Origin of the sequence: Laedolimicola ammoniilytica (assembly GCF_025567165.1) — a bacterium.
GTDB lineage: Bacteria > Bacillota > Clostridia > Lachnospirales > Lachnospiraceae > Laedolimicola > Laedolimicola ammoniilytica.
This window is the reverse complement of sequence record NZ_JAOQKC010000001.1, coordinates 168,183-193,233: the sequence shown is the minus strand read 5'-3', so window position 1 is coordinate 193,233 and position 25,051 is coordinate 168,183. Positions and strand designations below refer to the sequence as shown.

The window sequence follows — 25,051 nt, the reverse complement described above, 5'->3', positions numbered from 1 at the left end:
TCCGTACGTTCAGCAGCGCCATTCGCAAAACCGTTAATCCACAAACTCTAACACTCCGATATACGGCAGATTCCGGTACTTCTGATCGTAGTCCAGGCCATAGCCTACCACGAACTCATCCGGAATGGTAAATCCGGTATATTCCACATCCACGTCTACCACTCTGCGATCCGGCTTGTCAAGCAGGGTGCACAGGGTCATGGTTTTCGGATTCCGCTGTCCCAAAAGCTTTACCAGGTGGCTTAAGGTCCGTCCGGAATCAATGATATCCTCCACGATAATCACATTCTTCCCCTGCAGCGGTTCGTCCAGATCCTTGCTCAGACGTACCACGCCGCTGGACTTGGTCTCCGCGCCGTAGCTGGATACCTGCATAAAATCGATGGTCACCGGCACGGTGATTCTCTTGGCCAGCTCGCATACGAAGAATACGCTGCCCTTCAGAATACAGATCAGGTGAACCTCCTCGCCTGCAAACTTCTCGCTGATCTTCTGTCCCAGCTCTTTGATCTTCGCGTCTACTTCCTCTTCGGGAATCATAACTCTGATTTTCTCAGCCATGTTCATTTCCTCCGCTTATCTGTACTTTTAAAATGTTCCTGGTGTCCTCCGTGACCTTATACGCCTCACTGATACGATACCCCGGAATCCACACAATATGCGATTCGTCCGCCAGCAGCCGTAACTCGTCCCGGTCCGCCGCCGGCACCTTTTCATCAATCAGATACGCCTTCAGCTTTTTGCGTCCATGCGCCCGGTTAATCTCCAGATAATCCCCGGGTTTCCGCCCCCGGATCTCCAGACATTTTTTTATTTTATCATAGTCGAACCATTTCGTATATGTTTTTTGGGGAATAATTTCAATTTTTTCCGCTGCCAACAGGGTAAATTCCCATATCTGCCCCCGAATCCGGACGCTGCCCGGAATCTCCGGGCAGATCGATGCAGGGCTGCCCTGCTGCCGCGTCGACTTCCCGCCGCGGCTGATCCGAACGCCCTCGTATTCCCGTCTGGCGCTGCGGCCATTTGGCAGGTCGATCCGGCTGCCGGTCTGCTTCTCCATGAGTTCCCGGATCTGCTCGATGTGAACCCGCTCCACGTCCTTGAGACCGCCAAGCTCCGCCATACATCGCCGGAGCACTCTGCCCCCGATTAGCGTCTCCTCCCTGGAAAATGCGTTTGCAAAGACAAAGCGGGCGTCCTCCTCCTCCCGTACCGCAAGCCGGTAGGCCGCATCCGTCTTCCGCTCCAGATACTGCTCCACTTCGCCCAGCTCCGCGGCTGCCTCGGCCACATGCCGGACCGCCTTCACGTTGATCTGCTCCCGGGCCGTCTTCAGGATATCGCCCCGGATCCGGTTCCGTGTGTAGTCCATGGTCAGATTCGTACTGTCCGTCCGCCAGGCGATGCCCCGTTCGGTAAGCCAGGCCTCGATCTCCTCCCGCTCCACGCAGAGCAATGGCCGGATAATGTTATCCCGCACCGGACTCATGCCGGAGAGGCCCTTAAGGCCGCTTCCCCGAAAGAGCTGGAATAGCACAGTCTCTGCCTGATCCCCCGCGTGATGGGCCACCGCAATCCGCGCGCCGCTTAAGATCCTTGCTTCCTCCGCGAAGGCCTCATACCGGCAGAGCCGCCCCGCCTCCTCCAGGGTCAGGTGCTCCCGGGCTGCCCTCTCCTTTACGTCAAAGGAAACGGTCCGCAGCGGAATCGTAAGCCGTCCGCAGAGCTCCCGCACATAGGCTTCGTCTCCGTCAGCCTCCGCGCCCCGCAGGCAGTGATTGACATGCACCGCAAAGAGCGACGCGCCCTTTTCCCGGCAGAGTTCGTGCAGCAGGAAAAGCAGGCACACGGAATCCGCTCCTCCCGATATGCCCGCCACGATCCTGTCTCCCGGACGAATCATCTGATATTTTTCTGTAAATGCACGCACGCGATCCAGCATTTTCCAGTTTTCCTTTCGTAGTTTTTCCATTACTTTTAGTATACCATATCTCTTTAATACTTTACCAGCCCCATCACCAGCACCGTCATATCGTCCGCGGGCTCCTTCTCCCGGTACTGGCGCACCCGGGCCAGAATGTAGGCGGCCAGCTCGGACGGATTTCCCGTATCATGCTCCAGGATGATGTCCTTCATCAGCTTCTCCTGATGGGCCGCAGGCAGGGCATCCAGCACCCCGTCTGTCACCATGATAACCATGTCGCCGTCGTAGAGCTTTCTGCTGGTGCAGTCCGGCTCCAGCTTGTGGAAGACGCCTGCGGGCAGGCTGGTGGAAGAGATGGTCTCCACCCAGTTTTCCCGCCGGATGAAGGTGGTGGACGCGCCCACCTTCAGAAATTCGCAGATGCCGGTATACAGATCCAGCGAGCTGATATCGATGGTGGAAAATACCTGGGCGTCCGACCTCACAATCAGGGCTGAATTGATCATCCGCACCGCCGTCTCCTTGGAGAAACCTGCCTCCAGAAACTGCTCCAGCAGGTCAATGACCATCTCACTGTCCCGGTAGGCCGCCATGCCGGACCCCATACCGTCCGACAGCGCCCCGATAAACTGCCCTTCCCGGCACCGGTGCAGGGAAAAATTGTCCCCGGAGATGGTTTCTTTGCTCTTGACCGCCTTCTCCACGCTGTAAAGCACCTGAAAATTCGTCCGCTCCACGAACAGCACCGTCGCCTTCTCGCTTCCCACAAAGGCCCGGCTGTCCTTGCCCGGCATCATGGCCTTCTTCATCAGCCTGGACAGAGCCTCCGCAATGTCCTTCGTGGCCACGCATTTGCGGTGACGGGTGCTGATGGTCAGATAAACCTCCTGCCGCCGGTGTTCCTCCTGGTAGACCATCACCGAATGGACACTGAGCCCCATACTCCGCAGCTTTTTCGCCAGCCGCTGCTCCAAATCCTCGTCGGGCTGTGTGTCCCAGGCGTATTCCACCGTATCAGTCATAATCCGCGCCATTTCATTAAGCTGTACCGCCACCGCCGCACGGTTTTCCTCCAGTCTCGTATTCCAGAGCAGCTTCATTTTCTCCGTCTTATCCAGCCGTTCCTCCTCCGGGACGGCCTCCGCCATCCGGCCTGGCGTGCCTGCGAAGCTTACCGCCAGGTTGTGAAAGGCCTCCCTGTATTCCGTAAGCCGCTGTTGTACCGGATGGGACTGCTCCTCCCGCTCCGTGGGAAGGGGTTTCAAAATCCACACCAGAATCCCGCCGCAGATCACGGTAAGAGAACATACCAAAAGTCCCTGGGCCGCTCCCAGAAGGATGGCGTAATCCCGATCCATCTGAAACATTCCTACGCCAATCTGCATCGCTGCCACGCAGCTGCCCGCCACGATTCCGTAGAGCCAGCCGTAATTTTCCTCTCGTTTCACGTTCTTGTTCCTCCTCGTCTTCCGTGTGTGTCTGTGTGATTGGGAATTATAGAGGACGGAAACGGATTATTTTGTCAAATGGGGGCGGGTGATTTCAGAAGTTTTCGGCAAAAGGGGACATAGAACGCTCTTTAAGAACCTGCCGGAAACTGAAAAGGCTGTCCGAACCCTTTCGGGTCCCGGACAGTCTCCGTGTTCATACATTATGTAAACCTGTTACTCTTTGGCCTTGAACAGAATCTCGTCGGGATAGACGAGTCCCAGCCGTTCCTTGGCCACCTCTTCCACATACTTCTTAGTCTGGACGTATTTGCCCAGCTCCTCGATATCCTTCGAACGCTGCTCTTCCTCTGCAATCTGGGCCATCAGCTGCTCTTCCTGCTTCTGGTAGGCCCCGTTCTTCTGCTGGAGCCGATGCTTCGCATAAAAACCCGTTACCAGCAGACACATCACAGTCAGTATGATTAGCCGATATCCCATGCGTTTTCTTCGGTTCATCCCGCGCCGGGTTTTTGTCGCCATAGCTCCTTTCGCCTCACTTTCGTTCTGAAACTGCTTTTAAAACGGCTTTCTTCTGCCGTTTCCCATCAAATCCACCTATTTGTGGGTACATTTATTTTATTATAGTCTTTTTTATTTATTTATGCAATTTTTTTCTGAGATTTCGGCATAAATTTCGGCATATTTTCGCAACCCGGAGGTAAAGAAGCATGCCCAGCACCACGGCCGTAACGGCGAAACCCCGGACGGCTCCGCTGTTCTCCCGGTACAGCATCCGGAAAATCAAGAATCCGCAGGTCAGCCAGTAGGCCAGATCCTCCAGCGCCATCCAGACCGTCCCATGGGATATCAGCCGCCGGAACACCTTCAGGCCCTCATAGGAGAAGGCCAGTGCCGCGCCATAGAGGAGGGCTTTTCCGAAAAACTGCAGTTCAAACATGATTCCCCCGCCCATAGGCTATTTGAACAGGCGGCCCAGCAGCGACGCGCCCGCCTTATGAAAATCCGTGACCTCTGAGTAGGCCATACTGTCTATCCGTCCCTCGATATCTACCTCTCCCTTCTCCAGGGTCAGACGGTTCACATGGAGATCGGCGCCTTTGATGGTCAGCATGCCCTGCTCCGTCTCCAGCAGGATTTCCGCGATATCAAAAGAAATCACGTCAGTGACGCCGCTGATGGTACCCGTCCGCCGGTTGCTTAAGAGCAGCTTGTGGGCTTTTGCGTACTGCTTTTCTTCCAAAAAAAGACCTCCCCATACACTTACTAGTTTACAACTAAATGTATGAAAAGGTCTTTCTCATTATTCCTGTTTTTAAAGATAACGGTAGAGCTCCTTGGCGTCATCCTTGCGGACGGTCTCCTGGACGTCCAGGACTTCCACCTTCACGGACTTACTGCCAAACTGAATCTCTATCACGTCGCCCGCCTTCACGTTCACAGACGCCTTGGCCACCTTGTCGTTGACCAGCACGCGTCCTGCGTCGCAGGCTTCATTGGCTACGGTTCTCCGCTTTATCAGACGGGAAATCTTTAAATATTTATCAAGACGCATAGATTAGTTCAGAGCATCCTTCAGTGCTTTTCCAGCCTTAAACTTCGGGGACTTGGACGCTGCGATCTGCATAGCCTCGCCAGTCTGCGGATTTCTTCCCTCTCTTGCTGCTCTCTCAGATACCTCGAAGGTTCCGAATCCAACCAGCTGGATCTTCTCGCCCTTCTTCAGCTCTTCTGCAACTACATCTGTGAAAGCCTTCAGAGCCTTCTCTGCGTCCTTCTTGGATAACTCAGTCTTCTCTGCGATAGCAGCAACTAATTCCATTCTGTTCATCTGGTAATTCCTCCTAAATAATACTACTACTCTTTTTGTCGACGATATGTCTGTGTGTGCGTTCTTCCATATCTTCTTTCCTATTTATACCCGTTTCTCATTTATTTGTCAAGGTATTTCGGGTTTTGTTACTCAAATATGGGAGCGATCGCTGCTGCCAGCGCATCCTTCTGGACCTGGGCTTCAGCCAGATCCTTTCCGAGTGTAGTAAAGTAGGTCTTGATCTTCGGCTCGGTTCCGGACGGGCGGACGATGACTTCTGCGCCGCCTTCCAGCTTGTACACCAGTACATTGGCTGCCGGGAGACCTGTCTCCTCGGGCTTCTTATAATCTGTTACCTTTACCACCGCGTAATCGCCGATCTTCGCGGGCGGGTTCTGGCGAAGGCCGTCCATGATGCCGGCCATCTTGTCCATACCGGACAGTCCCGGGAACTCGAAGCTGTCTACCTTGTTCAGGTAACGGCCATATTTCTCATAGATCTCTTCCAGACGCTGCTTGATGGAGGAACCGATGCTCCGGTAGTAAGCCGCCATCTCACAGATGAGCATGGAACCGATGATGGCGTCCTTATCACGCACATAGGGGCCTGCCAGATATCCGTAGCTCTCTTCGAAGCCGAAGATAAAGCGGTCTGCCTCACCTGCTGCTTCCAGCTTCGCGATCTGGTCGCCAATCCATTTGAAGCCGGTCAGAACGCTACGGAGCTCCACGCCGTAGTTCTTCGCCACCGCGTCTGCCAGCGGAGTGGATACGATGGACTTCACAGCCACCGGATTCTTCGGCATAGTGCCCTTCTCAATGCGGCCTGCGCAGATATAGTCCAGAAGCAGAACGCCCATCTCATTACCGGATACCAGCTCATAGCTGCCGTCCGGGCACTTCATGGCGATACCCACACGGTCTGCGTCCGGGTCGGTAGCCAGCATCAGGTCTGCTCCGGTCTTCTCCGCCAGCTCCAGTCCCAGACGGAGAGCCTCGAAGATCTCCGGATTCGGGTACGGGCAGGTGGGGAAGTGACCGTCCGGATACTGCTGCTCCGGTACGATGGTCACATCGGTGATGCCGATATCCTTCAGCACACGGGTTACCGGAACCAGGCCGGAACCGTTCAGCGGGGAATATACCAGCTTCAGGCCGGATGCAGCGCAGATACCCGGACGCACGCTGCGAGCCTCGATGGCCTGATACAGGGCTTCTTTACAGTCGTCGCCTACGTATTCGATGAGGCCTTCTTTGATACCTGCCTCGAAATCCATGACCTTCGCGCCGGTCAGGATGTCAGTCTTCTGGATCTCGGCATATACGATATCCGCCGCCTCATCCGTCATCTGGCAGCCGTCCGGGCCGTAGGCCTTGTAGCCGTTGTATTTCGCCGGGTTATGGGACGCGGTCACCATGATACCCGCATTGGCCTGATAATAACGGGTTGCGAAGCTAAGAGCCGGAACCGGCATCAGGGCGTCGTAAATGCGAACCTTGATTCCATTGGCTGCCAGCACGCTGGCTGCTGTCTTCGCGAACACGTCGCTGTTGATACGGCTGTCATAGCTGATGGCCACAAGCTGGCTGCCGCCCTGGGTCTTTACCCAGTTGGCCAGACCCTGGGTCGCCTGACGGACCACATAGATATTCATACGGTTGGAACCTGCTCCCAGCACACCACGCAGGCCTGCGGTACCAAATTTCAGGGCTACCGCAAAACGGTCCTTAATCTCATCGTCCTTTCCCGCGATGCCTTTCAGCTCCTCAGTCAGAGCCGGATCCTCCAGTTCCGTGTCCATCCAACGCTTATAATCGTCCAAATACATAACTGATACCTCACTTCTATCATTATATTTCAGCCTGAAGCACTCGCTACTGAAGGTGTAAGAAAGTGATTCAGGTCTGCAAAATCCCATCGGCGAAGCCGATTTTAAATGGATTTTGCAACGTAACTGCAAAGGGACTGAACAGTTACGTTATCTGTGTCTAATTTTAGAATATTTGTACAGGAAAGTCAATGTATTCGGGCATATTTTACAGCATATTTACGGTATCAATACGTCTTTTACCATTTTCTTCCTGCGCTCATTCTGGGTCAGGAATACCTGCAGCTTCTCAGCGCTCTTCTCCGGTACCCAGGCCTTATTCGTATGGTAATAATGATGGGCCAGCTTCCAGGCTTTCTCAGGGTAATAAAGGTTCGCAGCCAGGTAGGCCCGCTCCTCCCCGGACAGGGGAAGCTCCCGCTCGTAGGCGGTCAGCATCCGCCCTGCCAAGGATCCGTTCCAGTTGTGTTTCTCCATGATTTTCCGCAGGAACAGGCAGAGGTCATTTACCTGCACATTGATTTCAAAATGGCCGAAGTTCACCAGGGCCGTCTCCTGCCGGTGAAACATGATATTATGATGGACATACTCGCCGTGGCAGAGGTGTTCGCCCTCCACAGCCTGCCGGTAGAGCGCCTCACTCCCGGAAGCCTTCAGAAGATCCAGGGCCTCCGCTCCATTCTGGAAAATGGTTTCGGCGCATTGCAGATACAGCAGCTCGAAATCACCCTTTTTCTGCCGCGTCCGGATAAAATTCCGGGTCCGCTTCATTTCCCGGTTATGCTTTTCTAACTCTTCTGTCCGATCCGCGCCCAGAATCCAGCGGCGCTCCGCCCCTTCCGTGTGCAGAACGTCCCGAAGCTCCCGGTGGACCCGGGCCAGGAGACGCATACTCCGCAGCAGCTCCTCCTCATTCTTCGGGTCACATTCCCGGCCCGGCGGCCAGTCCTTGACGACGTAGGGCGTCTCGTAGTCGCCGATGGTAATGAGCTCTCCCTCCCGGCTTACCTGCACCCTGTCTACGGCGCAGACGCCCCGTTCCGTAAGTGTCCCAAGCACCCGCTGCTCCAGGGGAAGCTTTGCGCGCGAGCCTGCAAATTCTTTTATCATTTTTAAGCCGTCTTTTGTCTCCAACATAATTCCGCCCCGGCCGCCGTAGCTTTTCAGGACCTCCAGATCATACTGCTCCAGGATTTGCAGCGCTTTTTCGTTCACAAAAATCCCCCCGTTCCTTTCAAATCTATGAGGAAACGAGGGGTAATATTCTTTCTAAGAGATATTCTTTTGTGTTGTATTCCGGGTGCTCGATGACCGCCTCCAGCATCCGGTTCAGAATGATTCCAAGGCCCGGACCCGGCTTCACGCCCGCGTCGATGAGATCCCGTCCCGTTACGGCCAGATCCTTTAAGGACAGACAGTTCCGGGCTTCCAGAATCTCATTATACAGGCGCTCGGTCTCGTCTATGTTCTCCAGCTTTTCCTTTAGAAGCGCCGGATTCTGAGCCATGGAGTCTGCCCTGCGAAGCTTCAGGTAATCCGGGAACAGATCTGCTCCTATCCGGTGAATGGCCCGGCGCACGCCCCTGTGGTTCAGCGGGATCTGCCGGTCGTCATGGACCTCCACCAGCTTTACGATCCGTTTGCGGGTGTCGTTATCGAATTTCAGGCGGCGTAAGATCCCGTTGGCCATCTCCGCGCCCATCTTCGCGTGTCCGTGGAAATGATCGATTCCCTGCTCGTCGGTGGTGCGGGTGACCGGCTTTCCGATGTCGTGAAGCAGGGCAGCCCACCGGAGGGCTTTCTCCTTCTCCACGCCGGTCAATGTATACAGGATATGATCGCCCACGCCCCGGCAATGATGGGGATTGTGCTGGGGCGTCTCCATGCAGGCGTCGAATTCCGGCAGAATCACCGCCGTGATACCTGTCTCCCAGACTACCCGGAAGACCTCCGGGTGATCTGAGGTCAGAAGCTTCATCAGCTCCACCTGGATGCGCTCGGCACTGACCTTCCGAAGACGCGGCGCAAATTCCGCCAGGGCCGCTTTTGTCTCCGACTCAATCTCGAAATCCAGCTGGGCGGAAAAACGGACTGCCCGTAAGATCCGAAGGGCATCCTCGGTAAACCGCTCTCTGGGGTCGCCCACGCAGCGGATCTGACCACGCTCCAGGTCACCCAGGCCGTCGAAGGCGTCCACCAGGCCCTCTTTCTCATTATATGCCATGGCATTGATGGTAAAGTCCCGCCGTTTCAGATCTTCCAGAAGATTCGGCGTAAACAGCACCTGCTCCGGGTGGCGGCCATCCAGATATTCGCCGTCAATCCGGTACGTGGTGACCTCGAAGCCCTCTTTTCCATTCAGGACCGTCACGGTACCGTGCTGGAGCCCCGTGTCCACGGTTCTGGGAAATAAGGTCTTCACCTGCTCCGGCTTCGCATTGGTGGTGATGTCCCAGTCCGCCGCCTCCCGGCCCAGAATGGCGTCGCGCACGCAGCCGCCCACCACGTAGGCTTCGTAGCCGGCGGCGGTAAGGGTCGTGATGATTTCGTTAGCTTTTTCAGGAATCTGAATCTTCATGTGCGCGTGTCCTTTCTATCTTATTTCCGGGCGTTTTCCGTCAGAATCTATATATGTAAGATTCTTCCAGATAAGCTGTAATGGAAAAGCGGCCCGAGGGGGTTGGCCTCCAGCCGCTTCTCGTAACTGTTCAGTAGCTTCTCAGCCCTGAATCATTTTCTTCTATCATTTTTAGTATGCCTTGCCCCAATAAACAAGCGCCTTCGCAGGCTTGCCGCAGCATACGCAGGTGTCCGCGATGTGATCCTGCTTAAACGGCATGCAGCGTGAGGTTGCTGTGGTATCTTCCTTAATCTTGTCCTCGCAGGCCTGATCGCCGCACCACATGGCACGTACGAAGCCCGGCTTTTCATTGACAATCTTTACAAACTCTTCGTAGTTATGAGCGTCGTAGGTATGGGAATCCCGATGCTTTCTTGCCTTCTCCAGCATATCACTCTGCATGGTGGTCAGCACCTCGCCTACCTTCTCGGCCAGCTCCGGCAGGGCAACTACGATCTTCTCGCGGGTATCGCGACGGACAATCACAGCCTGATTTGCCTCGATATCCTTCGGTCCAATCTCGATACGTACCGGGATACCCTTCATCTCCTGCTCAGAGAACTTCCAGCCCGGGCTCTTGTCAGAATCGTCTACCTTCACCTTAAAGCCTGCCTCCAGTAGGGTGGACTTCAGCTCGTAAGCCTTATCCAGGACGCCTTCCTTATGCTGGGCAATGGGGATAATCATCACCTGGGTCGGCGCGATCCGCGGCGGCAGAACCAGTCCGCTGTTATCGCCGTGAACCATGATGATAGCTCCAATCAGACGGGTGGTCATACCCCAGGATGTCTGATGTACATACTGCAGGGTGTTGTCCTTTGCGGTATACTGGATACCGAACGCCTTGGCAAAACCGTCGCCAAAGTTGTGGCTGGTACCGGACTGCAGCGCCTTGCCGTCATGCATCAGCGCCTCAATGGTGTAGGTCGCCTCCGCGCCTGCGAACTTCTCTTTATCGGTCTTGCGTCCACGGATAACTGGCATAGCCAGAACCTCCTCGCAGAAATCCGCATACAGGTTCAGCATCTGCTGGGTACGTGCCTCTGCCTCCTCTGCGGTCGCATGGGCGGTATGGCCCTCCTGCCACAGGAACTCACGGGAGCGCAGGAACGGACGGGTGGTCTTCTCCCAACGCATAACGGAGCACCACTGGTTATATACCTTCGGAAGATCACGGTAGGACTGGATCTCCTTTGCGTAAAAATCACAGAACAGGGTCTCGGAAGTAGGACGGATACACATACGCTCCTGCAGCGGCTCCAGTCCGCCATGGGTCACCCATGCTACCTCAGGCGCAAAGCCCTCTACATGATCCTTCTCCTTCTGAAGCAGGCTCTCCGGAATCAGCATGGGCAGATATACGTTCTCAACGCCTGATGCCTTAAAACGCGCGTCCAGCTCCTTCTGAATATTTTCCCAGATCGCGTAGCCTGCCGGCTTGATCACCATGCAGCCCTTTACGCTGGTATAATCGGTCAGCTCCGCTTTCTTTACTACATCGGTGTACCACTGCGCGAAGTCCACGTCCATGGAAGTAATCTCTTCGACCAGTTTCTTCTCCTTTGCCATTCTTTTCTCCTTCTCGCCCATGGGGCCTTTTTCATTTATTTTTATTTAACAGTACGCTGTTATGATTATCACGCCCAGATGGGCGTATCTTTTTGTATTGTAGTACGAAAATGTCGATTTTGTCAAGGTTTTCGCGGGGATCCCGCGATTTCCTTTGACTGCTTTTCTGTAATTGGGTAAAATAGATTTATAATACGAAATATGAGATTGGAGGATTCCCATGAACGAACAGGAGATTCAGAAACTGGTGGCCCGGCAGCGGCGATGCTTCCGGTCGGGCGCGACGCTTTCCTATAAAAACCGGATGGCGGCCCTGACGCGCCTGGAACGGCTGGTAGCTGAACATGAGCCGGAATTTCAGGAAGCGCTGAAGCTGGATCTCGGCAAAAGCGCCGCTGAAAGCTATCTGTGCGAAACCGGCCTGCTTTTAAATGAAATCCGTTATCTCCGGCGGCATCTGCGCCTCTGGATGCGCGATCGTCTGGTCCCGACGCCTCTCGCGCAGTTTTGCTCGACAAGCTACCGGAAACCCTCGCCCTACGGCGTGACGCTGATCATGAGCCCCTGGAACTACCCGCTGCTTTTGACCCTGGAGCCCCTGGCCGACGCCCTGGCCGCCGGTAATACGGCGATTCTGAAGCCCAGCGCCTACTCATCCTGCACCAGCCGTCTCATGGGGCGCCTGATCCGGGCTTATTTTCCGGCGTCCCTGGTGGCTGTGGTGACCGGAGGACGGGCGGAAAATACGGCACTTCTGGAGCAGCATTTCGACTACATCTTTTTCACCGGCAGTAAATCGGTGGGCCGTTTCGTCATGGAGAAGGCCTCCGCACACCTGACGCCGGTGACCCTGGAGCTTGGCGGAAAAAGCCCCTGCATCGTGGACCGCACTGCGGACATCCCTATGGCAGCCCGGCGTATCGTCTTCGGCAAGTTTCTGAACTGCGGACAGACCTGCGTGGCTCCCGACTATATTCTCTGCGATATCCGGGTGAAGAACCGGCTGGTCGAAGAACTGATCCGGCAGATTCGCGCCCAGTTCGGGGAGAATCCCCTGGAAAATGGGGACTATGGCCACATCATCAATGAGAAGCATTTCCTGCGGATTCTGAATCTGATGAACCCGGCCAAGACTGTCTTTGGTGGACGGACAGACGCAGATGCCTTAAAAATCGAGCCTACCATTCTCGATCGGGTCACCTGGCGGGACGACGTGATGCAGGAGGAAATCTTCGGACCCCTGCTGCCGATTCTGACTTATGACTCCATCGACGACGTGATCCGCCTCATTAACGAGAAGCCGCACCCGCTGGCGCTCTATATTTTCACACGGAACCGAAAGCTGGCCGACCGAGTTCTGACCCGCTGTTCCTTTGGAGGCGGCTGTGTGAATGACACCATCATTCATCTGGCCACGCCTTACATGGGCTTCGGCGGCTTCGGGGAGAGCGGCATGGGCAGCTACCACGGCAAGGCCGGGTTTGAGACCTTTTCCCATCACAAGAGTATCGTGGATAAGAAGAACTGGCCGGACCTTCCGATGCGGTATCAGCCGTATACGGAAGGGAAGCGGCGGCTGGTGAAAATATTTTTGAAGTAAACTCCGCTGATATCTCTTATCTAAAGAATAATTATATCTATACTATAATTATTCTTTAGCATCTAGTAGTACATTTAACTCTGCAAAAACCAGATATGATACTACTAAAAATATCTTTTTAAATCATAAATCTACTTAGAAGAAATGTCATTTTCTGTAACTGACATTTCTTCTTTTTTATCTATATCTACCCGCTTCCACAATTCTTGAATCACCAGCACCGATAACGGCCCCAGCACGATCCCGCCCGCGCCGTACACCTTCACGCCTACATACACGCTGGCCAGCACCACGACGGGCAGGATCTTCAGGTGCGCGCCCACCAGTCTCGGCTCCAGAAGTTCCCGGGTCAAGGTGCAGATGCCATAGGTGACCGCCAGCACCAGGGCTGCCCGGTAGCGCTTCTGCCAGAACACCAGAATCAGAACCCAGGGCACAAAGACCGTGCCGGTACCAAAGATCGGCAGCGCATCCAGAAGGCCTGTACCCACACCCGCCAGCACGGGACTTTTCGCCGCCCCGGACAGCCAGATCCCCGCGGTACAGTTAAGCATCACCAGTCCCATGATGATCCCCTGGGCCCGCAGATATCGCCCTACTGCCCGGGAAATTCCCCGCAGAGACATGGACACCTTCTCATAAAAGCTCCACCGCTGTCCCATTTCCCGGATCTTCTCATAGTCAGCAGCCAGCAGAATCGTAGCAATCCCGGTCACAAAAAGTCCGGCAAGGAAGCTGCCGAGTCCCCGGGCCGCCTGCCAGGAGCTACCGAAGACGCCGGGCAGGATCTGCTCCCAGGTCTGAATTCCAAGGCAGGCCGCCTGCTCCTCCACAAAGGCCCGCACCGCGCCGTTATTTATCCGCAGCATTCCGCTCACCTCATCGCAGCAGCGACCCAAAAGCTCCTCCGCCCGCCCGGGATAACTCCAGTAAACACACAGCCGCTGTACCTGAATGTGCAGATTGCGGCCCACAAGAATGCCCACTGCACCCAGCGCGCATACTGCAGCCGCCAGCAGCACCGCCATGGACAGCGCCGGACGGAAACGAAACCGCCTCTTCAGCGCTTCCAGCAGCGGCCTGCACCAGTACACGATAGCTCCCGCGATCAAAAATGGAATCACCAGGGGCGCCAGATACTTCATTCCCAGGCAAACCGCCGCTGCGATTCCGATTTTCTTCCACAGATTCTGATATTTCCCTATCCACTCCATAAAGCCGCTCCCTTCGCATCTGCCCAGACTGACAGTCTCCCGAAAAAGCGGACGGCTTCTTCTCTGTCTATCCTAGTATCTGCAAAAATGAGAGTTTTACCCTGTGGATAAGTGATTTACATAAATTTCTGAAAAACCGGATTTTCCGGCTTCCGCTCAAATTCCATCCATTTTCCGGTGGTGGGATGGCGGAACTTTATCCGATATGCACACAGGGCCGGGAAAGAGTTATCCACATTATCCACATAGTTTTCAACCTTTCCGTATTTGCGATCGCCCACCAGAGGGGTTCCCATGCCTGCCATCTGCACCCGGATCTGGTGATGACGGCCCGTCTCCAGGCGGATTTCCAGCATTTCCAGGTTATCCACACACTTCAGAACCCGGTAGTGAAGCACTGCCTTTTTCGCCCCGGGGCGGCCCTCTTTTACGATCTCAGACCGGTTATTTTTTCCGTCCTTCCACAGGAAATCCACGCACTCGCTCCAGTTTTCCACCGAGTTTTCCACATTATCCACAGTTTTTCCACATGGATTTTCCTCATTGGGGATAGCTTGTGGATACTTATCCACATTGTACCGGATCGCCAGGTAGGTCTTCTGCATCTCTTTTCCCGCGGACTGCTTGCTCAAAGAAGCCGCCGCCTTCGGATTCAGGGCAAACACCACCAGACCCTCCACAGGCTGATCCAGGCGGTGAATCAGTCCCAGATAAGGCGCGCCGCCCTTCGGGTTCTTTCTATATAAATAGTTTTTCAGCAGGCTTTCACAATCCTTCGCTCCCACCCGCGCGCTCTGCACCGGCACCCCGGCAGGCTTGCGAATGACCAGCACATCCTTGTCCTCGTAAATGATTTCCAGTTCCTTCATACGCTCTCCATCTTACCGTTTATTCGGCGCTTAACGACTGCCCCGCGCCGTTTTTCTTTATCACACTATCGCTATTATAACTTTCTTATTCTCCCGCCGTCAATGCTTACCATTTCCTGCCGGCTGTGTAAAGATGGCCGACGTTACTGTTCACAGCTGCTGTTCCGTGAGCAGCCCCTGTCCATCCCCTTCTCCGGCCATTACCCCAGGAATTCTGTCAGCACGTCGTTCAGAACCTGCTCTTCCTGGGGATTCAGGCTTTTCCCGGAACTCCTGACTGACGCCGACTGCGCTGCCTCCTGCTGCCCGTCCACCTCTTTTTCCCGGGCCTCCTTCTCGAAATTCGGAAAGCTCTCAGAGGCCCGGGCCGACAGATTGCTGCGCAGCAGCTCCCGCTTGGTATCCTTCACCACCGAACGAATCTCCCGCACGTCCGCCCACAGATAAAGCACCACGATCAACAACACGGCCCAGGCCGCTATCATCACGATTCGAAACATCCTGTCCCCTCCCGTTTTTTTACTTCCGTATGCCTTTTCCATACGGAATTTTTTCTATCTTTTATTATAAAAGGCAGGCAGGTAAATAAAAAGAGCGGGCGCTCGTCATTGCCCGACAGGGGCTGACAAGCTTCCCGCTTATGTGACTTTCTCTTATCCTCTTTAGATTCTGAACGCCAATCTAGTATACATCCTCCGGAATCCGGGACACGAAGTCTTCTACCAGCTTCACGCTGTGCTCGATGGCCTGAGCCTCGAAGGTGGGATAGTCCATCGTGGCGCTGTTGTCGGCCTTGTCGGAAATGGCGCGGACGATGACGAAGGGTACCTTGTTCAGGTACGCCGCCTGCGCGATGGCTGCGCCTTCCATCTCGGTACAATAGCCTTCCGTCCAGGACGCGATCTCATTTTTCACGGAACGCTCCGCCACGAACTGATCGCCGGTGACTACCCGTCCCACAAAGACGCGGATATCCGGGTTCACTTCCTCACAGGCTGCCTTCGCCAGCGCGACAAGCTCCGGGTCTGCCGGAAAGCTGACCGTATCCATGCGGGGGATCTCGCCTCTGGCGTAACCGAACTGCCGCGCGTCCATATCGTGCTGCAGTGCGTCGGAGGATACCACGATATCTCCGATGTTGATCTCCGCTTTCAGGGAACCTGCGATTCCTGTATTGATGAGGTGGCTCACATTGAACACATCCACCAGAATCTGGGCACACATGCCTGCATTGACCTTGCCGATGCCGCTGCGCACCACCACAACCTCGCGGCCATTCAGATGACCCTGATAGAATTCCATGGATGCCTTTTTCACCACTACCTCTATTTCCATTTTTTCTTTTAAAAGAGCAACTTCCTCTTCCATCGCTCCAATAATACCTGTTCTGCCCATAGACGCCTCACTTTCTTCACTTCTCCACCCTCTATTTTACCAATTGTCGTATGGAATTGCAACACCAAGTATTTATCTGCACAGCTCCCGCACACTTCCTGTGATGACCTTCCTGACATTCGTAACCTCCCGGGACATCTCCTTCCGAAGCAATGTCTCCACCTTCTCCTGAAACACGAGACCATAGCGCCCTTTGATGCGGCATACATCCTCGAGGGTGCTTCTGTCACCGCAGGCCGGGCCCGATGCGATCATTTCCAGGTTATCGTCCATGATATCTGACAGAGTGATCCGCTAAATCTGCCGATCCGAACAGGCCTTCGCCAGCCTGCCGCCCTTCACAGCCTGATCGGTCAGGACCTCCTGAATAGCCTCTGTCCGGATAGTTTTTGCATCATTTCTTATCTCGCTCAGTTAGCCCATCTCTTTTCTGTGATATTTTTTCTATTATTATACCAGATATTTCTTCCAGTACAAGAAAAGCCGGTCGAAGTATCGGGTACTCCGGCCGGCTCGTCTTATCACATCACAAAACAACAGAACTCGCTTTTTTCAAAGCGTGTGGATCTTTACTTTTGGTTTTTTGGTTACTTACATGGTTCCTTATTCAGTTTTTTGTTTTCTTTATTCAGTTGTACATAAATGATTCGTGGATGGCTTTCGCCTGTTTTCTTCCGGTAGATTTCATCGCGTCCTAAGCTTCAAATTGGGAGTATGAATGCGGTGGTTAGGATGCGGTGAGGACACCAGTGCTGGTGGATGTGGTCTCCGTCGTTGAGCCTTCTGTTACAGAATGCACGCCTCTAACGTGATACTTGTAGCCTTTGGTTACAGAGATGTTAGCTTTGCTGCCATGGCAAGATGTAGTATTGGTTTCCTTAAAATGGTATTTAGCAATGTTTCCAAAGCTTTTTCCACCATCGGAACTCTCATCCAGATAAACTCCGACTTTAACTTCATCACATTTAGAATAAGCCGTTGTTGTACCAGACACATTCATCAAGCAAGTTCCCGCTCGTTTTAAACCACTAGTACCATCCTTTAAATAAGTTCCCCTTGCAATTCCATACCAGGTATCAATTACTTCATCTTCCGTATTCACGTACTCATGATAGCCTGGCATTTCTTCTGCGTGACTGATGATAGCCCCTATGTTGCATAATCCTCCTATAAACATAAGGCTCATCATCGCCATTGCGATTCTTTTCTTGTGCATATGCATTCCCCTCCTTCATAGTGCACTTCATTAACAGTTGCATATAAGAATACGAACGAGGGGAACTAAATCAGACACTTTTAAAATATATTTCTTCTAATATTTCTTCAAATGTTTCCAAGTCTAAATTTCCATCAATATAATAGTATGCGTTTCCTTGTTCTATTTGTGTGCTATACGTCTTCTTTCCATCACCTCTATCAGTTTCTATTATTTCCAATTTTAAACTATTATAAAATGTTTCTATTATATCTACATGTTTACCATCCAAGTTTTTTTCAAATGTTGCCTCATCCATCTGTTTATTTTCATAAACTGTCAGGATTTGTTCTTTATAAATAAATTCCATCTGGGCTTCGCCCATATTTTCATCTATATATACCTTATCTAAAACCATTTTCTGAGGTTTACTACCTAACCTCAACGCCTGTATTCCAAGCCTCTCCTCTATCTCCTCATAAGCCTCGTCCTCCGTCACTTCTTCATAAGAAGCAACATCCCCACTATTAATGGTCGTATTAAACTCCCTATCCTCCCCCGAATTCTCCACCTTCGGCACAAACAGTTTCGCGCCGGTGGCTCCGACTCCGGTTGCGACTACCAGGACTGCGGCGGCAGCCACGGCCAGGAGGACGCGTTTTTGCATACGGAAGGGCTTTCTCCCGGATGCAGGATGTTCTTCCAGCGAAACGACGTGATCTGTTCCGGTTTCCTTTTCCAGATCGTCGGTCTCAGCTTTCTTCCCGGCCTCGATGCGGCGCATCAGGTCGTCGAAGGAATCGTCCGGCATCTTCATGGCGGCAAGCTCCGGGTTCGCAGCTTCACGTTCCTTAAGACGTCTCTCCAAATCGTCCGCTTCCTTTTCAAATTCACTGCTTATCCATTCATGGAATTTTTTTTCACTCATATTCTTACCCTTATTGTAACAGCTCAGCTATTTCCCGTTTTCTTCCGGTTTCCTTCCCTTTTCCATTTGACAGATGGAGGGAAACCTATCATAATAACGGTAAACGATGTGTCAGTCCGGCGGTTGCGCCCTTCTGAACGGTTCTTTACGGAGGTGTAATTTTGAAACGAATTCTTTTGACCGGCGGCGGAACTGCCGGACATGTGACGCCCAATATCGCATTGCTGCCGCGGCTTCGCGAGCTCGGCTACGATATTTCCTATATGGGCTCCTATGACGGAATCGAGAAAAAACTCATCACAGAGTTCCAGATTCCCTACTACGGTATCTCTTCCGGCAAGCTGCGCCGGTATTTCGACCCGAAGAACTTCTCCGACCCTTTCAAGGTCCTGAAGGGCTACGGCGAAGCAGTTCGCATCATCAGGAAGCTGAAGCCGGACGTGGTATTTTCCAAAGGCGGCTTCGTGTCGGTGCCCGTGGTACTGGCTGCAAAGCGCTGTAAGGTGCCCTGCATCATCCACGAATCCGATATGACACCCGGCCTGGCCAACAAGCTGGCGATTCCGGCGGCTTCTAAGGTCTGCTGCAATTTTCCGGAGACTCTTCAGTATCTGCCCAAGGACAAGGCCGTTCTCTCCGGCTCTCCCATCCGTCAGGAGCTGCTTCACGGCGACGCGCTGGCGGCCCGGAAGTTCACCGGTCTCACCGATGACAAGCCTGTGATTCTCGTGATGGGCGGAAGCCTGGGCGCCGCTGCCGTCAATGAGGCGGTGCGGAAGATTCTGCCGACACTCCTGAAGGATTTCCATGTGATCCATCTCTGCGGCAAGGGTAAGCTGGACGCTTCCCTGTCCGGACTGTCCGGTTATGTACAGTATGAATACATCAACGAGGAACTGAAGGATCTCTTCGCCCTGGCGGACATTGTCATTTCCCGTGCGGGCGCCAACTCCATCTGTGAGCTGCTGGCCCTCCACAAGCCGAACCTGCTGATTCCGCTGTCTGCAGCGGCCAGCCGCGGCGACCAGATTCTCAACGCCCGCTCCTTCGAGAAACAGGGCTTCAGTCTGGTACTGGAGGAAGAAGCCATTTCCAATGAGGTACTTCTCCAGACCATCCACAGGCTGTACGATGAGCGCGCTTCTTTCTCAGAGGCTATGAAAGCCAGCCGTCAGACCGATTCCATCGATACGATCGTCGGACTGATCGAGGAAGCCGCTTCACGCTAGCTTTTTCATGCGGCGGAACTTATGATTCCGCCGCTCTTTCTTTGGTTGTCTCCTGCAGCATTTCGGCCGGAGTCATTTCCTAGTTGTTCGGGAAATTGTCCTTCAGCCATTTCTTACATCTTCTCAGATAGGTGTCAACGGTGCTAATCGGAATTCCCATTTTCTTTGCGATTTCCCGTTTCGGTATGCCAAAATAATCGAACAGTATCAGAATCTCGTACCACTTTTCGTTCTTTTCACGTACCTTCCGAAGGATATGATTACACCAGTCGGTATCGTCCAGGAACGCTGCGTAGCGATCCACCGGATCGTCCGCGCCGCGTACCAGAAGGTCGCTGTTCTCCTCGATCAGCTCGTGGTACTTCTTGCTGCGTCGAATCCAGTCGCAGGTCTTATTGTAGGATACCACATACAGCCAGCGCTTCACACCGCGCTCGTCCAGACGCCCCATGTAGCCATACAGCTTCAAAAATGTCTCCTGACAGATATCCTGTGCCAGGTAATAATCACTTGTCATATCATAGACTTGCCGAAATACCAGATTTTTATATTTTTCGTATAGTTCACGAAATTTCTCTTCTGTAATCCCCATACATATCCTCTGTATTTCGGTTTTAGTCTTCTTTTAACAGCCCTACCAGCTCCTCTTTCGCCTCGTCGGTCAGGCTGCCCTGCTTCCAGCCGATTCCGGCCTCGTCGTCCCTGTACCGGGGAATCAGATGCATATGGAAATGGAATACGGTCTGTCCCGCTGCCTCTCCGTTGTTCTGAATCAGGTTCAGGCCGTCACAGCCCAGTTCCTTCTTCATTCTGGTTCCCAGCTTTTTCGCCAGAAGGATGGCCTTCTGTGCGTGCTCTTCATCCAACTCAAAAAGATTCGCAAAGTGATCCTTGGGCACCAAAAGCGCGTGTCCTCTAGTAGCCGGATTCAGATCCAGAAACGCCCGAAAGTCGTCGTCCTCATAAATAGTCGCGGAAGGAATCTCACCGTTCGCAATTTTGCAGAAAATACAATCATCATGTCTCATTTTATGCTTCCTCCTTTTGTCGAACTTTAAGCTTTTTGTAGTTATTTGTAATTATTTGTCGAACTGTTCCATCTTGTCCTAATTTCTTCCCCGTGCTACACTTAGCTACAGGAGTGATATGGACTATGGATGAACTTAATTTTACAATTGCAAAAATCACACACGAAATGCGCAACCCGCTGACGCTGATTCACAGCTCTCTGCAGTTGATTCAGAGCACGCACCCCGAGGTTCATGATTTCCAATTCTGGGATCAGACCATGCAGGATGTGGATTATCTGACGCAGCTTCTGGAGGATCTGAGCTCTTACACCGATGACCGCCGCTTTTTCATGTGCGAGGTGGACATCCGGGAGCTTCTGCTCTCGCTGGAAAGCAGCCTCCAGCCTTACATACAGGAACAGGGAAAACATTTCTCCCTTCACCTGCCCGCCCAACTTCCTTCGGTCTTCGGAAATCCGGTGAAGCTGAAACAGGCCTTTTTGAATCTTCTGAAAAATGCCTTTGAAGCGACGGATGAAGGCGGCTGCGTGTCGCTCTCCGCCAGAAAATATCTGGATCAACTGATTATCCGCATCACCGACGACGGCTGCGGTATGACGCCCGAGACGCTCGCGGCGATTTTTACCCCCTTCTCCTCCGGCAAAGCCGGCGGTACGGGGCTTGGACTTGCCATTACCCGGAAGATTATTCAAGCCCATTATGGAATGATTGAAGTCGCCTCTACTCCCCACCGCGGGACGACTTTTACCATCACACTTCCTCATTTATAGGCATATTTTAGTATACGAATTCTCATAACGCAAGTAAATTTTTGTAAAAGTCAGTTTATTTGCAAAATGTCAGCGGCTCTGCACGTGCAGAGCCGCTTTTATGTTACCCTTTGGTGACATATTTAGAATTTCATAATGTCTTTGACTTCAGAGATAAAAATCGTGGCGCCGCCGATTTTCAGCGTCTTCTCGACCTGTACCATCATATTCCCGTTGTATTCCCATACCTGGCAGCTCTCTTTCCGCTCGGTGCAGCTCTCCCGGATGTAGTCCAGAATCTGTTCCTGCTGCTCATCCTCCACACAGATGAATAGGGTTTCGTTCTTCTTATTGGAATAGAGTCCGGATGTCTCGAACCTGGTCGCATGAATCCGGTTCCGGATAAGCAGTGTCGCCAGCTCCGCGTAATCCTGCTCCTGTACAATTACTATCATCAATTTCATGACATCATCCTCCTGCCCGCCCTGGGCGACGATTTCGATTTATTCTATATAGCCCCAGTATACCTGACCAAGAAGGATTTTACAACACCCAGGTAGGCGGGATACGTGTATTATCTCTTGTTCTCAAGATAACAAAAAAAGCACCGACCCCGCAGTTGTTCTGCAAAACCGATACTTTAGAGTGCGCGATCAGGGGTTCGAACCCTGGACACCCTGATTAAGAGTCAGGTGCTCTGCCAGCTGAGCTAATCGCGCTTATTTTGTTTGTTCGTTTTGGGCTGTCCCTCAACGCAAGATTTATTATACTGCATGGTTTTCAAAAATGCAAGCACTTTTTTTCATTTTTCTTGATTTTTTTTCAGAAGTTGTTTACAATGTAGAAAAAACCGCATATTTACGGGGTTTTTCGAGTCCCGGGGATTTGAAAAAAGTTACTTTTCCTGGTGATTTTTCTGCTTTGGGGCCGAAAAACCGCAAAAAATATTTTCCGTGTATCTAAGAAAGAATCCTGCGAAGCAGGATTCTCCGCCTGCGGCGGGTCGCATAAGCGACATGATTCCATTCCGCCGCAGTGCGATCCCCCGGAGGGGCTTTTTGCTCTATAGGAATCATGACTTTCGCACTTTAATGTAACACGGTATTTCCTATAGAGTGAAAAAGAATGTGCCATTGGCACATTCTCGCGCCGAGGCGCGGTTGCTTCAGCAACCATCTACCACTGCGCCGAGTGCGCATCTTTGCAAACTCTGCTTGCTTTTATGGAATAGGGAATTCTATCGGAATTTCCTATTCCATAAAAAAATACATGGATTGCGTGCAAAAAGGAGGACTATTTTGAGACTGAAGCATATTAAGGGGGCGGAGGAAGCCATTGCCGTCAATGAATTCGTGGTACACGACGCCAAGGAACGTCCTGGAAAGTGGCATGAGCTTTTCGGAAATGATCATCCAATTCATATAGAAATTGGCATGGGCAAGGGGCAGTTTCTGATGGAACTGGCCAGACGGAATCCGGATATCAATTATCTGGGCATGGAACGCTACAGCAGCGTGCTTCTGCGGGCGCTGCAGAAGATGGAGGAGGAGCCGCTGCCGAACCTGTATTTTCTGTGCGAGGACGCGGCGGAGCTGCCGGAGATGTTCGCTAAGGAGGAACTTAACCGAATCTACCTGAACTTCTCCGATCCCTGGCCCAAGGCGCGCCACGCCAAGCGCCGCCTGACCTCCACCGAGTTCCTGGCCCGCTACAACCAGGTGCTGGCCGCGGACGGTCATATCGAATTCAAGACCGACAATATGGATTTGTTTGATTTCTCCCTGGAGAGCGTGGAAGAAGCCGGTTGGAAGCTCGTCGGCTGCTCCCGGGATCTGCATCACGACCCGACCATGAATGAAGGAAATATTATGACGGAGTATGAGGAGAAGTTTTCGGCAAAGGGGAATCCTATCTACAAGCTGATCGCTGTCCGCTAGGAAGGGCAGGCCGTAAGGCCTGTTCTTTTTTCGCTCATTTTCAGGCACCTGTATTCCCGGATTTGTTCGCAATTATCAGATAATACAAACTATATTTCGACATTGAAAAAGTCAAGCCGATTTTCCACTTTTTCTCCGGCATTTGTGGTTTTATTTAATGTGTACAGAACGTCTGTTTCAAAAAATACTATGTAAACCTGTGTTTTGCACATCCAAAAATGTGGATAATGTGGATAACTTGGTTGATAACTTTATTTTATGGGCTTTTTTGTACTTTTCTGTGTGGATATCTTTTTCAGTTATCCACGTGGATTCGTGCATAATTTTACGGACAGGGGATTTCTTTGTGCAATCTGCAAGCGGCGATCTCGGTGGGTGACATAAAATTGTGTGTGGCTGTCTGATAATTTGGTTATGTTGTCTGATTTTAATTAGAAGCAAAAAAGAGTGCGATATTATTTGTTATGTAATAAGAAACAGGAGCTCTCTCGAGCTCCTGTTTCTAAATATGCTTTATACTATTGAAATTAGAAAATACGTCTTACACAGATAACACTCTTGTAGTTCGCCGGGGAAGTATACTTGATTCCGGTGGCCGGGGTGCTGGCGTGTACTACGGTGTTGTTGCCACAGTAAATAGCTACGTGACCGCTGTAGCAGATGATGTCGCCCGGCTGTGCCTCGGAAAGACTGACGCTGTATCCGACGCTTCTCATGGCGCTGGAGGAATGGGGCAGGCTCACACCGAAGTGTGCGTATACTCCCATAACAAAGCCGGAGCAGTCGGTTCCGTTGGTCAGGCTTGTACCGCCGTATACATACGGATTGCCCACGAACTGGCTTGCGAAGCCGACTACTGCATTGCCGCTGCTGCTTCCTGCGCCGCTGCCAACCACTGCCTTGGAACCGCTCTCAGCCTTGGTCTTGGCTGCCGCTTCCTGTGCTTTCTTCTTGCCTTCCTCTTTCGCTGCTGCTTCCTTGGCCAGGCGAGCTTCCTCTTCTGCCTTGGACTCTGCCTGCACGAAATCGGTTCTCAAATCTACGTAATCGGTGGATACCCAGCCGTCACCTTCCTCGATGGATACCTTTACGAAGCCGTCCTGCTCGTCGGTCACGGTCAGCTCCTCGCCCTCGCCAATCAGTCCCAGGACGCTGGCGTCTGTGGTCGCGTCCGTTCTGACACGCAGAGTCTGTGTGGTGACGGTCGCCACGCGCTTGCCTACTTCCTTGGCCAGCTCCTCGGCTGCGTCGCCGGTCACTACGTAATCGGCCTTCACATAACCGGTCACGCTGCCGGATGTAATCTTATACCAGCCGTTCTCCTCGCCGTCCACAGTTCCTGCAGATTTATCGTAAAGCTTTCCGAGAACTTCGCTATCCTCATTTGCTTCGCTTCTGACATTTACGTAATCATTTACCTTTGCAATACAGACACCCTCGAACTCTGACGGGGTCATATCCTCCAGTACCTTCTCATCTGCATCCGGATCTGCTGTCTGAGCCTCTGTCATAACAGAAGCGATTCCTTCCTCCGCCAGTGACAGGCTGCTTGCTTCTGCCCGAATTCCGCTGAAGCTGAAGCAAAGCGCTCCGGCAAGACATATCGTTGCAAACTTGTGCATGCTATCGTCCCTCCAATGTTATCTGTAGCAGCTCCGCCCTTCTCGTTGTACAGAGCTGTTGTCTCAATCTCATTTC

27 protein-coding genes and 1 tRNA gene are annotated in these 25,051 nt (G+C 52.6%); 4 read left to right on the top strand and 24 right to left on the bottom strand.

Going from position 1 to position 25,051, the window contains the following annotated elements:
- Nucleotides 1-33: 33 nt before the first annotated feature.
- The 12 genes from hpt to proS form a co-directional block, all read right to left on the bottom strand.
- Nucleotides 34-561: a hypoxanthine phosphoribosyltransferase gene (hpt, locus tag OCV63_RS00980; RefSeq protein WP_158361442.1), complete on the bottom strand. Its 528-nt coding sequence runs from the start codon at nucleotides 559-561 to the stop codon at nucleotides 34-36.
- The gene (gene tilS, locus OCV63_RS00975) at nucleotides 554-1,945 is read right to left on the bottom strand and encodes a tRNA lysidine(34) synthetase TilS (protein WP_262670571.1); all 1,392 of its coding nucleotides are present in this window, start codon (nucleotides 1,943-1,945) and stop codon (nucleotides 554-556) included. Before tilS ends, hpt begins: the two co-directional genes overlap by 8 nt.
- 53 nt (nucleotides 1,946-1,998) lie before the next feature.
- A complete protein-coding gene (locus OCV63_RS00970) occupies nucleotides 1,999-3,375 on the bottom strand; it encodes a SpoIIE family protein phosphatase (RefSeq protein ID WP_158361438.1) in 1,377 nt (458 codons plus the stop codon).
- A 216-nt stretch (nucleotides 3,376-3,591) separates the two neighbouring features.
- Nucleotides 3,592-3,897: an FtsB family cell division protein gene (locus OCV63_RS00965; RefSeq protein WP_158361436.1), complete on the bottom strand. Its 306-nt coding sequence runs from the start codon at nucleotides 3,895-3,897 to the stop codon at nucleotides 3,592-3,594.
- A 115-nt stretch (nucleotides 3,898-4,012) separates the two neighbouring features.
- Nucleotides 4,013-4,315: a spore cortex biosynthesis protein YabQ gene (yabQ, locus tag OCV63_RS00960; protein WP_262670570.1), complete on the bottom strand. Its 303-nt coding sequence runs from the start codon at nucleotides 4,313-4,315 to the stop codon at nucleotides 4,013-4,015.
- Nucleotides 4,316-4,333: 18 nt separating this feature from the next.
- Nucleotides 4,334-4,618 (bottom strand): sporulation protein YabP, encoded by a 285-nt coding sequence (gene yabP / locus OCV63_RS00955; RefSeq protein ID WP_158361432.1) that lies wholly within the window; start codon nucleotides 4,616-4,618, stop codon nucleotides 4,334-4,336.
- Between the two features lie 72 nt (nucleotides 4,619-4,690).
- A complete protein-coding gene (locus OCV63_RS00950) occupies nucleotides 4,691-4,930 on the bottom strand; it encodes an RNA-binding S4 domain-containing protein (protein ID WP_158361430.1) in 240 nt (79 codons plus the stop codon).
- 3 nt (nucleotides 4,931-4,933) lie between these two features.
- The gene (locus OCV63_RS00945; RefSeq protein WP_262670579.1) at nucleotides 4,934-5,254 is read right to left on the bottom strand and encodes an HU family DNA-binding protein; all 321 of its coding nucleotides are present in this window, start codon (nucleotides 5,252-5,254) and stop codon (nucleotides 4,934-4,936) included.
- 80 nt (nucleotides 5,255-5,334) lie between these two features.
- Complete coding sequence (locus OCV63_RS00940) at nucleotides 5,335-7,017, bottom strand: phospho-sugar mutase (RefSeq protein ID WP_158361426.1); 1,683 nt, start codon at nucleotides 7,015-7,017, stop codon at nucleotides 5,335-5,337.
- 219 nt (nucleotides 7,018-7,236) lie between these two features.
- Nucleotides 7,237-8,232 (bottom strand): phosphotransferase, encoded by a 996-nt coding sequence (locus OCV63_RS00935; protein ID WP_158361424.1) that lies wholly within the window; start codon nucleotides 8,230-8,232, stop codon nucleotides 7,237-7,239.
- Nucleotides 8,233-8,257: 25 nt separating this feature from the next.
- Nucleotides 8,258-9,595, bottom strand: a complete 1,338-nt coding sequence (locus OCV63_RS00930) for a CCA tRNA nucleotidyltransferase (RefSeq protein WP_158361422.1) — start codon at nucleotides 9,593-9,595, stop codon at nucleotides 8,258-8,260.
- Nucleotides 9,596-9,766: 171 nt separating this feature from the next.
- The gene (gene proS, locus OCV63_RS00925) at nucleotides 9,767-11,206 is read right to left on the bottom strand and encodes a proline--tRNA ligase (RefSeq protein WP_158361420.1); all 1,440 of its coding nucleotides are present in this window, start codon (nucleotides 11,204-11,206) and stop codon (nucleotides 9,767-9,769) included.
- A 220-nt stretch (nucleotides 11,207-11,426) separates the two neighbouring features.
- Here proS and OCV63_RS00920 point away from each other — a divergent pair, with 220 nt between their 5' ends.
- Entirely contained in the window at nucleotides 11,427-12,806 is a 1,380-nt protein-coding gene (locus OCV63_RS00920) for an aldehyde dehydrogenase (protein WP_158361418.1), read from the top strand.
- A gap of 131 nt (nucleotides 12,807-12,937) precedes the next feature.
- On the opposite strand, the gene OCV63_RS00915 is transcribed toward OCV63_RS00920, so the two are convergent.
- From OCV63_RS00915 to OCV63_RS00885, 7 genes are all read right to left on the bottom strand, one after another.
- Nucleotides 12,938-14,020, bottom strand: a complete 1,083-nt coding sequence (locus OCV63_RS00915) for an AI-2E family transporter (protein ID WP_158361416.1) — start codon at nucleotides 14,018-14,020, stop codon at nucleotides 12,938-12,940.
- A gap of 116 nt (nucleotides 14,021-14,136) precedes the next feature.
- Nucleotides 14,137-14,889, bottom strand: a complete 753-nt coding sequence (locus OCV63_RS00910) for an RluA family pseudouridine synthase (RefSeq protein WP_158361415.1) — start codon at nucleotides 14,887-14,889, stop codon at nucleotides 14,137-14,139.
- Between the two features lie 200 nt (nucleotides 14,890-15,089).
- A complete protein-coding gene (locus OCV63_RS00905) occupies nucleotides 15,090-15,389 on the bottom strand; it encodes a hypothetical protein (RefSeq protein ID WP_158361413.1) in 300 nt (99 codons plus the stop codon).
- A 181-nt stretch (nucleotides 15,390-15,570) separates the two neighbouring features.
- On the bottom strand, nucleotides 15,571-16,284 hold the full coding sequence (locus tag OCV63_RS00900; protein WP_158361411.1) for a 5'-methylthioadenosine/adenosylhomocysteine nucleosidase: 714 nt from the start codon (nucleotides 16,282-16,284) through the stop codon (nucleotides 15,571-15,573).
- Nucleotides 16,285-16,356: 72 nt separating this feature from the next.
- A complete protein-coding gene (locus OCV63_RS00895; protein WP_317245520.1) occupies nucleotides 16,357-16,569 on the bottom strand; it encodes a DUF4147 domain-containing protein in 213 nt (70 codons plus the stop codon).
- Between the two features lie 442 nt (nucleotides 16,570-17,011).
- A complete protein-coding gene (locus tag OCV63_RS00890) occupies nucleotides 17,012-17,500 on the bottom strand; it encodes a DUF6147 family protein (protein WP_158361407.1) in 489 nt (162 codons plus the stop codon).
- Nucleotides 17,501-17,570: 70 nt separating this feature from the next.
- On the bottom strand, nucleotides 17,571-18,407 hold the full coding sequence (locus tag OCV63_RS00885; RefSeq protein ID WP_158361405.1) for a DUF4367 domain-containing protein: 837 nt from the start codon (nucleotides 18,405-18,407) through the stop codon (nucleotides 17,571-17,573).
- A 161-nt stretch (nucleotides 18,408-18,568) separates the two neighbouring features.
- Between OCV63_RS00885 and OCV63_RS00880 the strand changes: the two genes are divergently transcribed.
- Nucleotides 18,569-19,636, top strand: coding sequence for an undecaprenyldiphospho-muramoylpentapeptide beta-N-acetylglucosaminyltransferase (locus OCV63_RS00880; RefSeq protein WP_158361403.1), 1,068 nt, complete (start codon nucleotides 18,569-18,571; stop codon nucleotides 19,634-19,636).
- A 79-nt stretch (nucleotides 19,637-19,715) separates the two neighbouring features.
- On the opposite strand, the gene OCV63_RS00875 is transcribed toward OCV63_RS00880, so the two are convergent.
- Complete coding sequence (locus tag OCV63_RS00875; protein WP_158361401.1) at nucleotides 19,716-20,228, bottom strand: RNA polymerase sigma factor; 513 nt, start codon at nucleotides 20,226-20,228, stop codon at nucleotides 19,716-19,718.
- Between the two features lie 22 nt (nucleotides 20,229-20,250).
- A complete protein-coding gene (locus tag OCV63_RS00870; protein WP_158361399.1) occupies nucleotides 20,251-20,664 on the bottom strand; it encodes an HIT family protein in 414 nt (137 codons plus the stop codon).
- Nucleotides 20,665-20,789: 125 nt separating this feature from the next.
- Here OCV63_RS00870 and OCV63_RS00865 point away from each other — a divergent pair, with 125 nt between their 5' ends.
- Entirely contained in the window at nucleotides 20,790-21,437 is a 648-nt protein-coding gene (locus tag OCV63_RS00865) for a sensor histidine kinase (RefSeq protein ID WP_158361397.1), read from the top strand.
- Nucleotides 21,438-21,559: 122 nt separating this feature from the next.
- Here OCV63_RS00865 and OCV63_RS00860 read toward each other — a convergent pair whose 3' ends face one another.
- Entirely contained in the window at nucleotides 21,560-21,880 is a 321-nt protein-coding gene (locus OCV63_RS00860; RefSeq protein WP_158361395.1) for a cyclic-di-AMP receptor, read from the bottom strand.
- A gap of 182 nt (nucleotides 21,881-22,062) precedes the next feature.
- Nucleotides 22,063-22,135: transfer RNA gene (locus OCV63_RS00855), tRNA-Lys, on the bottom strand.
- Nucleotides 22,136-22,714: 579 nt separating this feature from the next.
- On the opposite strand from OCV63_RS00855, the gene trmB reads away from it, so the two are divergent.
- Nucleotides 22,715-23,353 (top strand): tRNA (guanosine(46)-N7)-methyltransferase TrmB, encoded by a 639-nt coding sequence (gene trmB, locus OCV63_RS00850; protein WP_158361393.1) that lies wholly within the window; start codon nucleotides 22,715-22,717, stop codon nucleotides 23,351-23,353.
- 527 nt (nucleotides 23,354-23,880) lie between these two features.
- On the opposite strand, the gene OCV63_RS00845 is transcribed toward trmB, so the two are convergent.
- On the bottom strand, nucleotides 23,881-24,975 hold the full coding sequence (locus tag OCV63_RS00845) for a C40 family peptidase (RefSeq protein WP_158361391.1): 1,095 nt from the start codon (nucleotides 24,973-24,975) through the stop codon (nucleotides 23,881-23,883).
- Nucleotides 24,976-25,051: the final 76 nt, after the last annotated feature.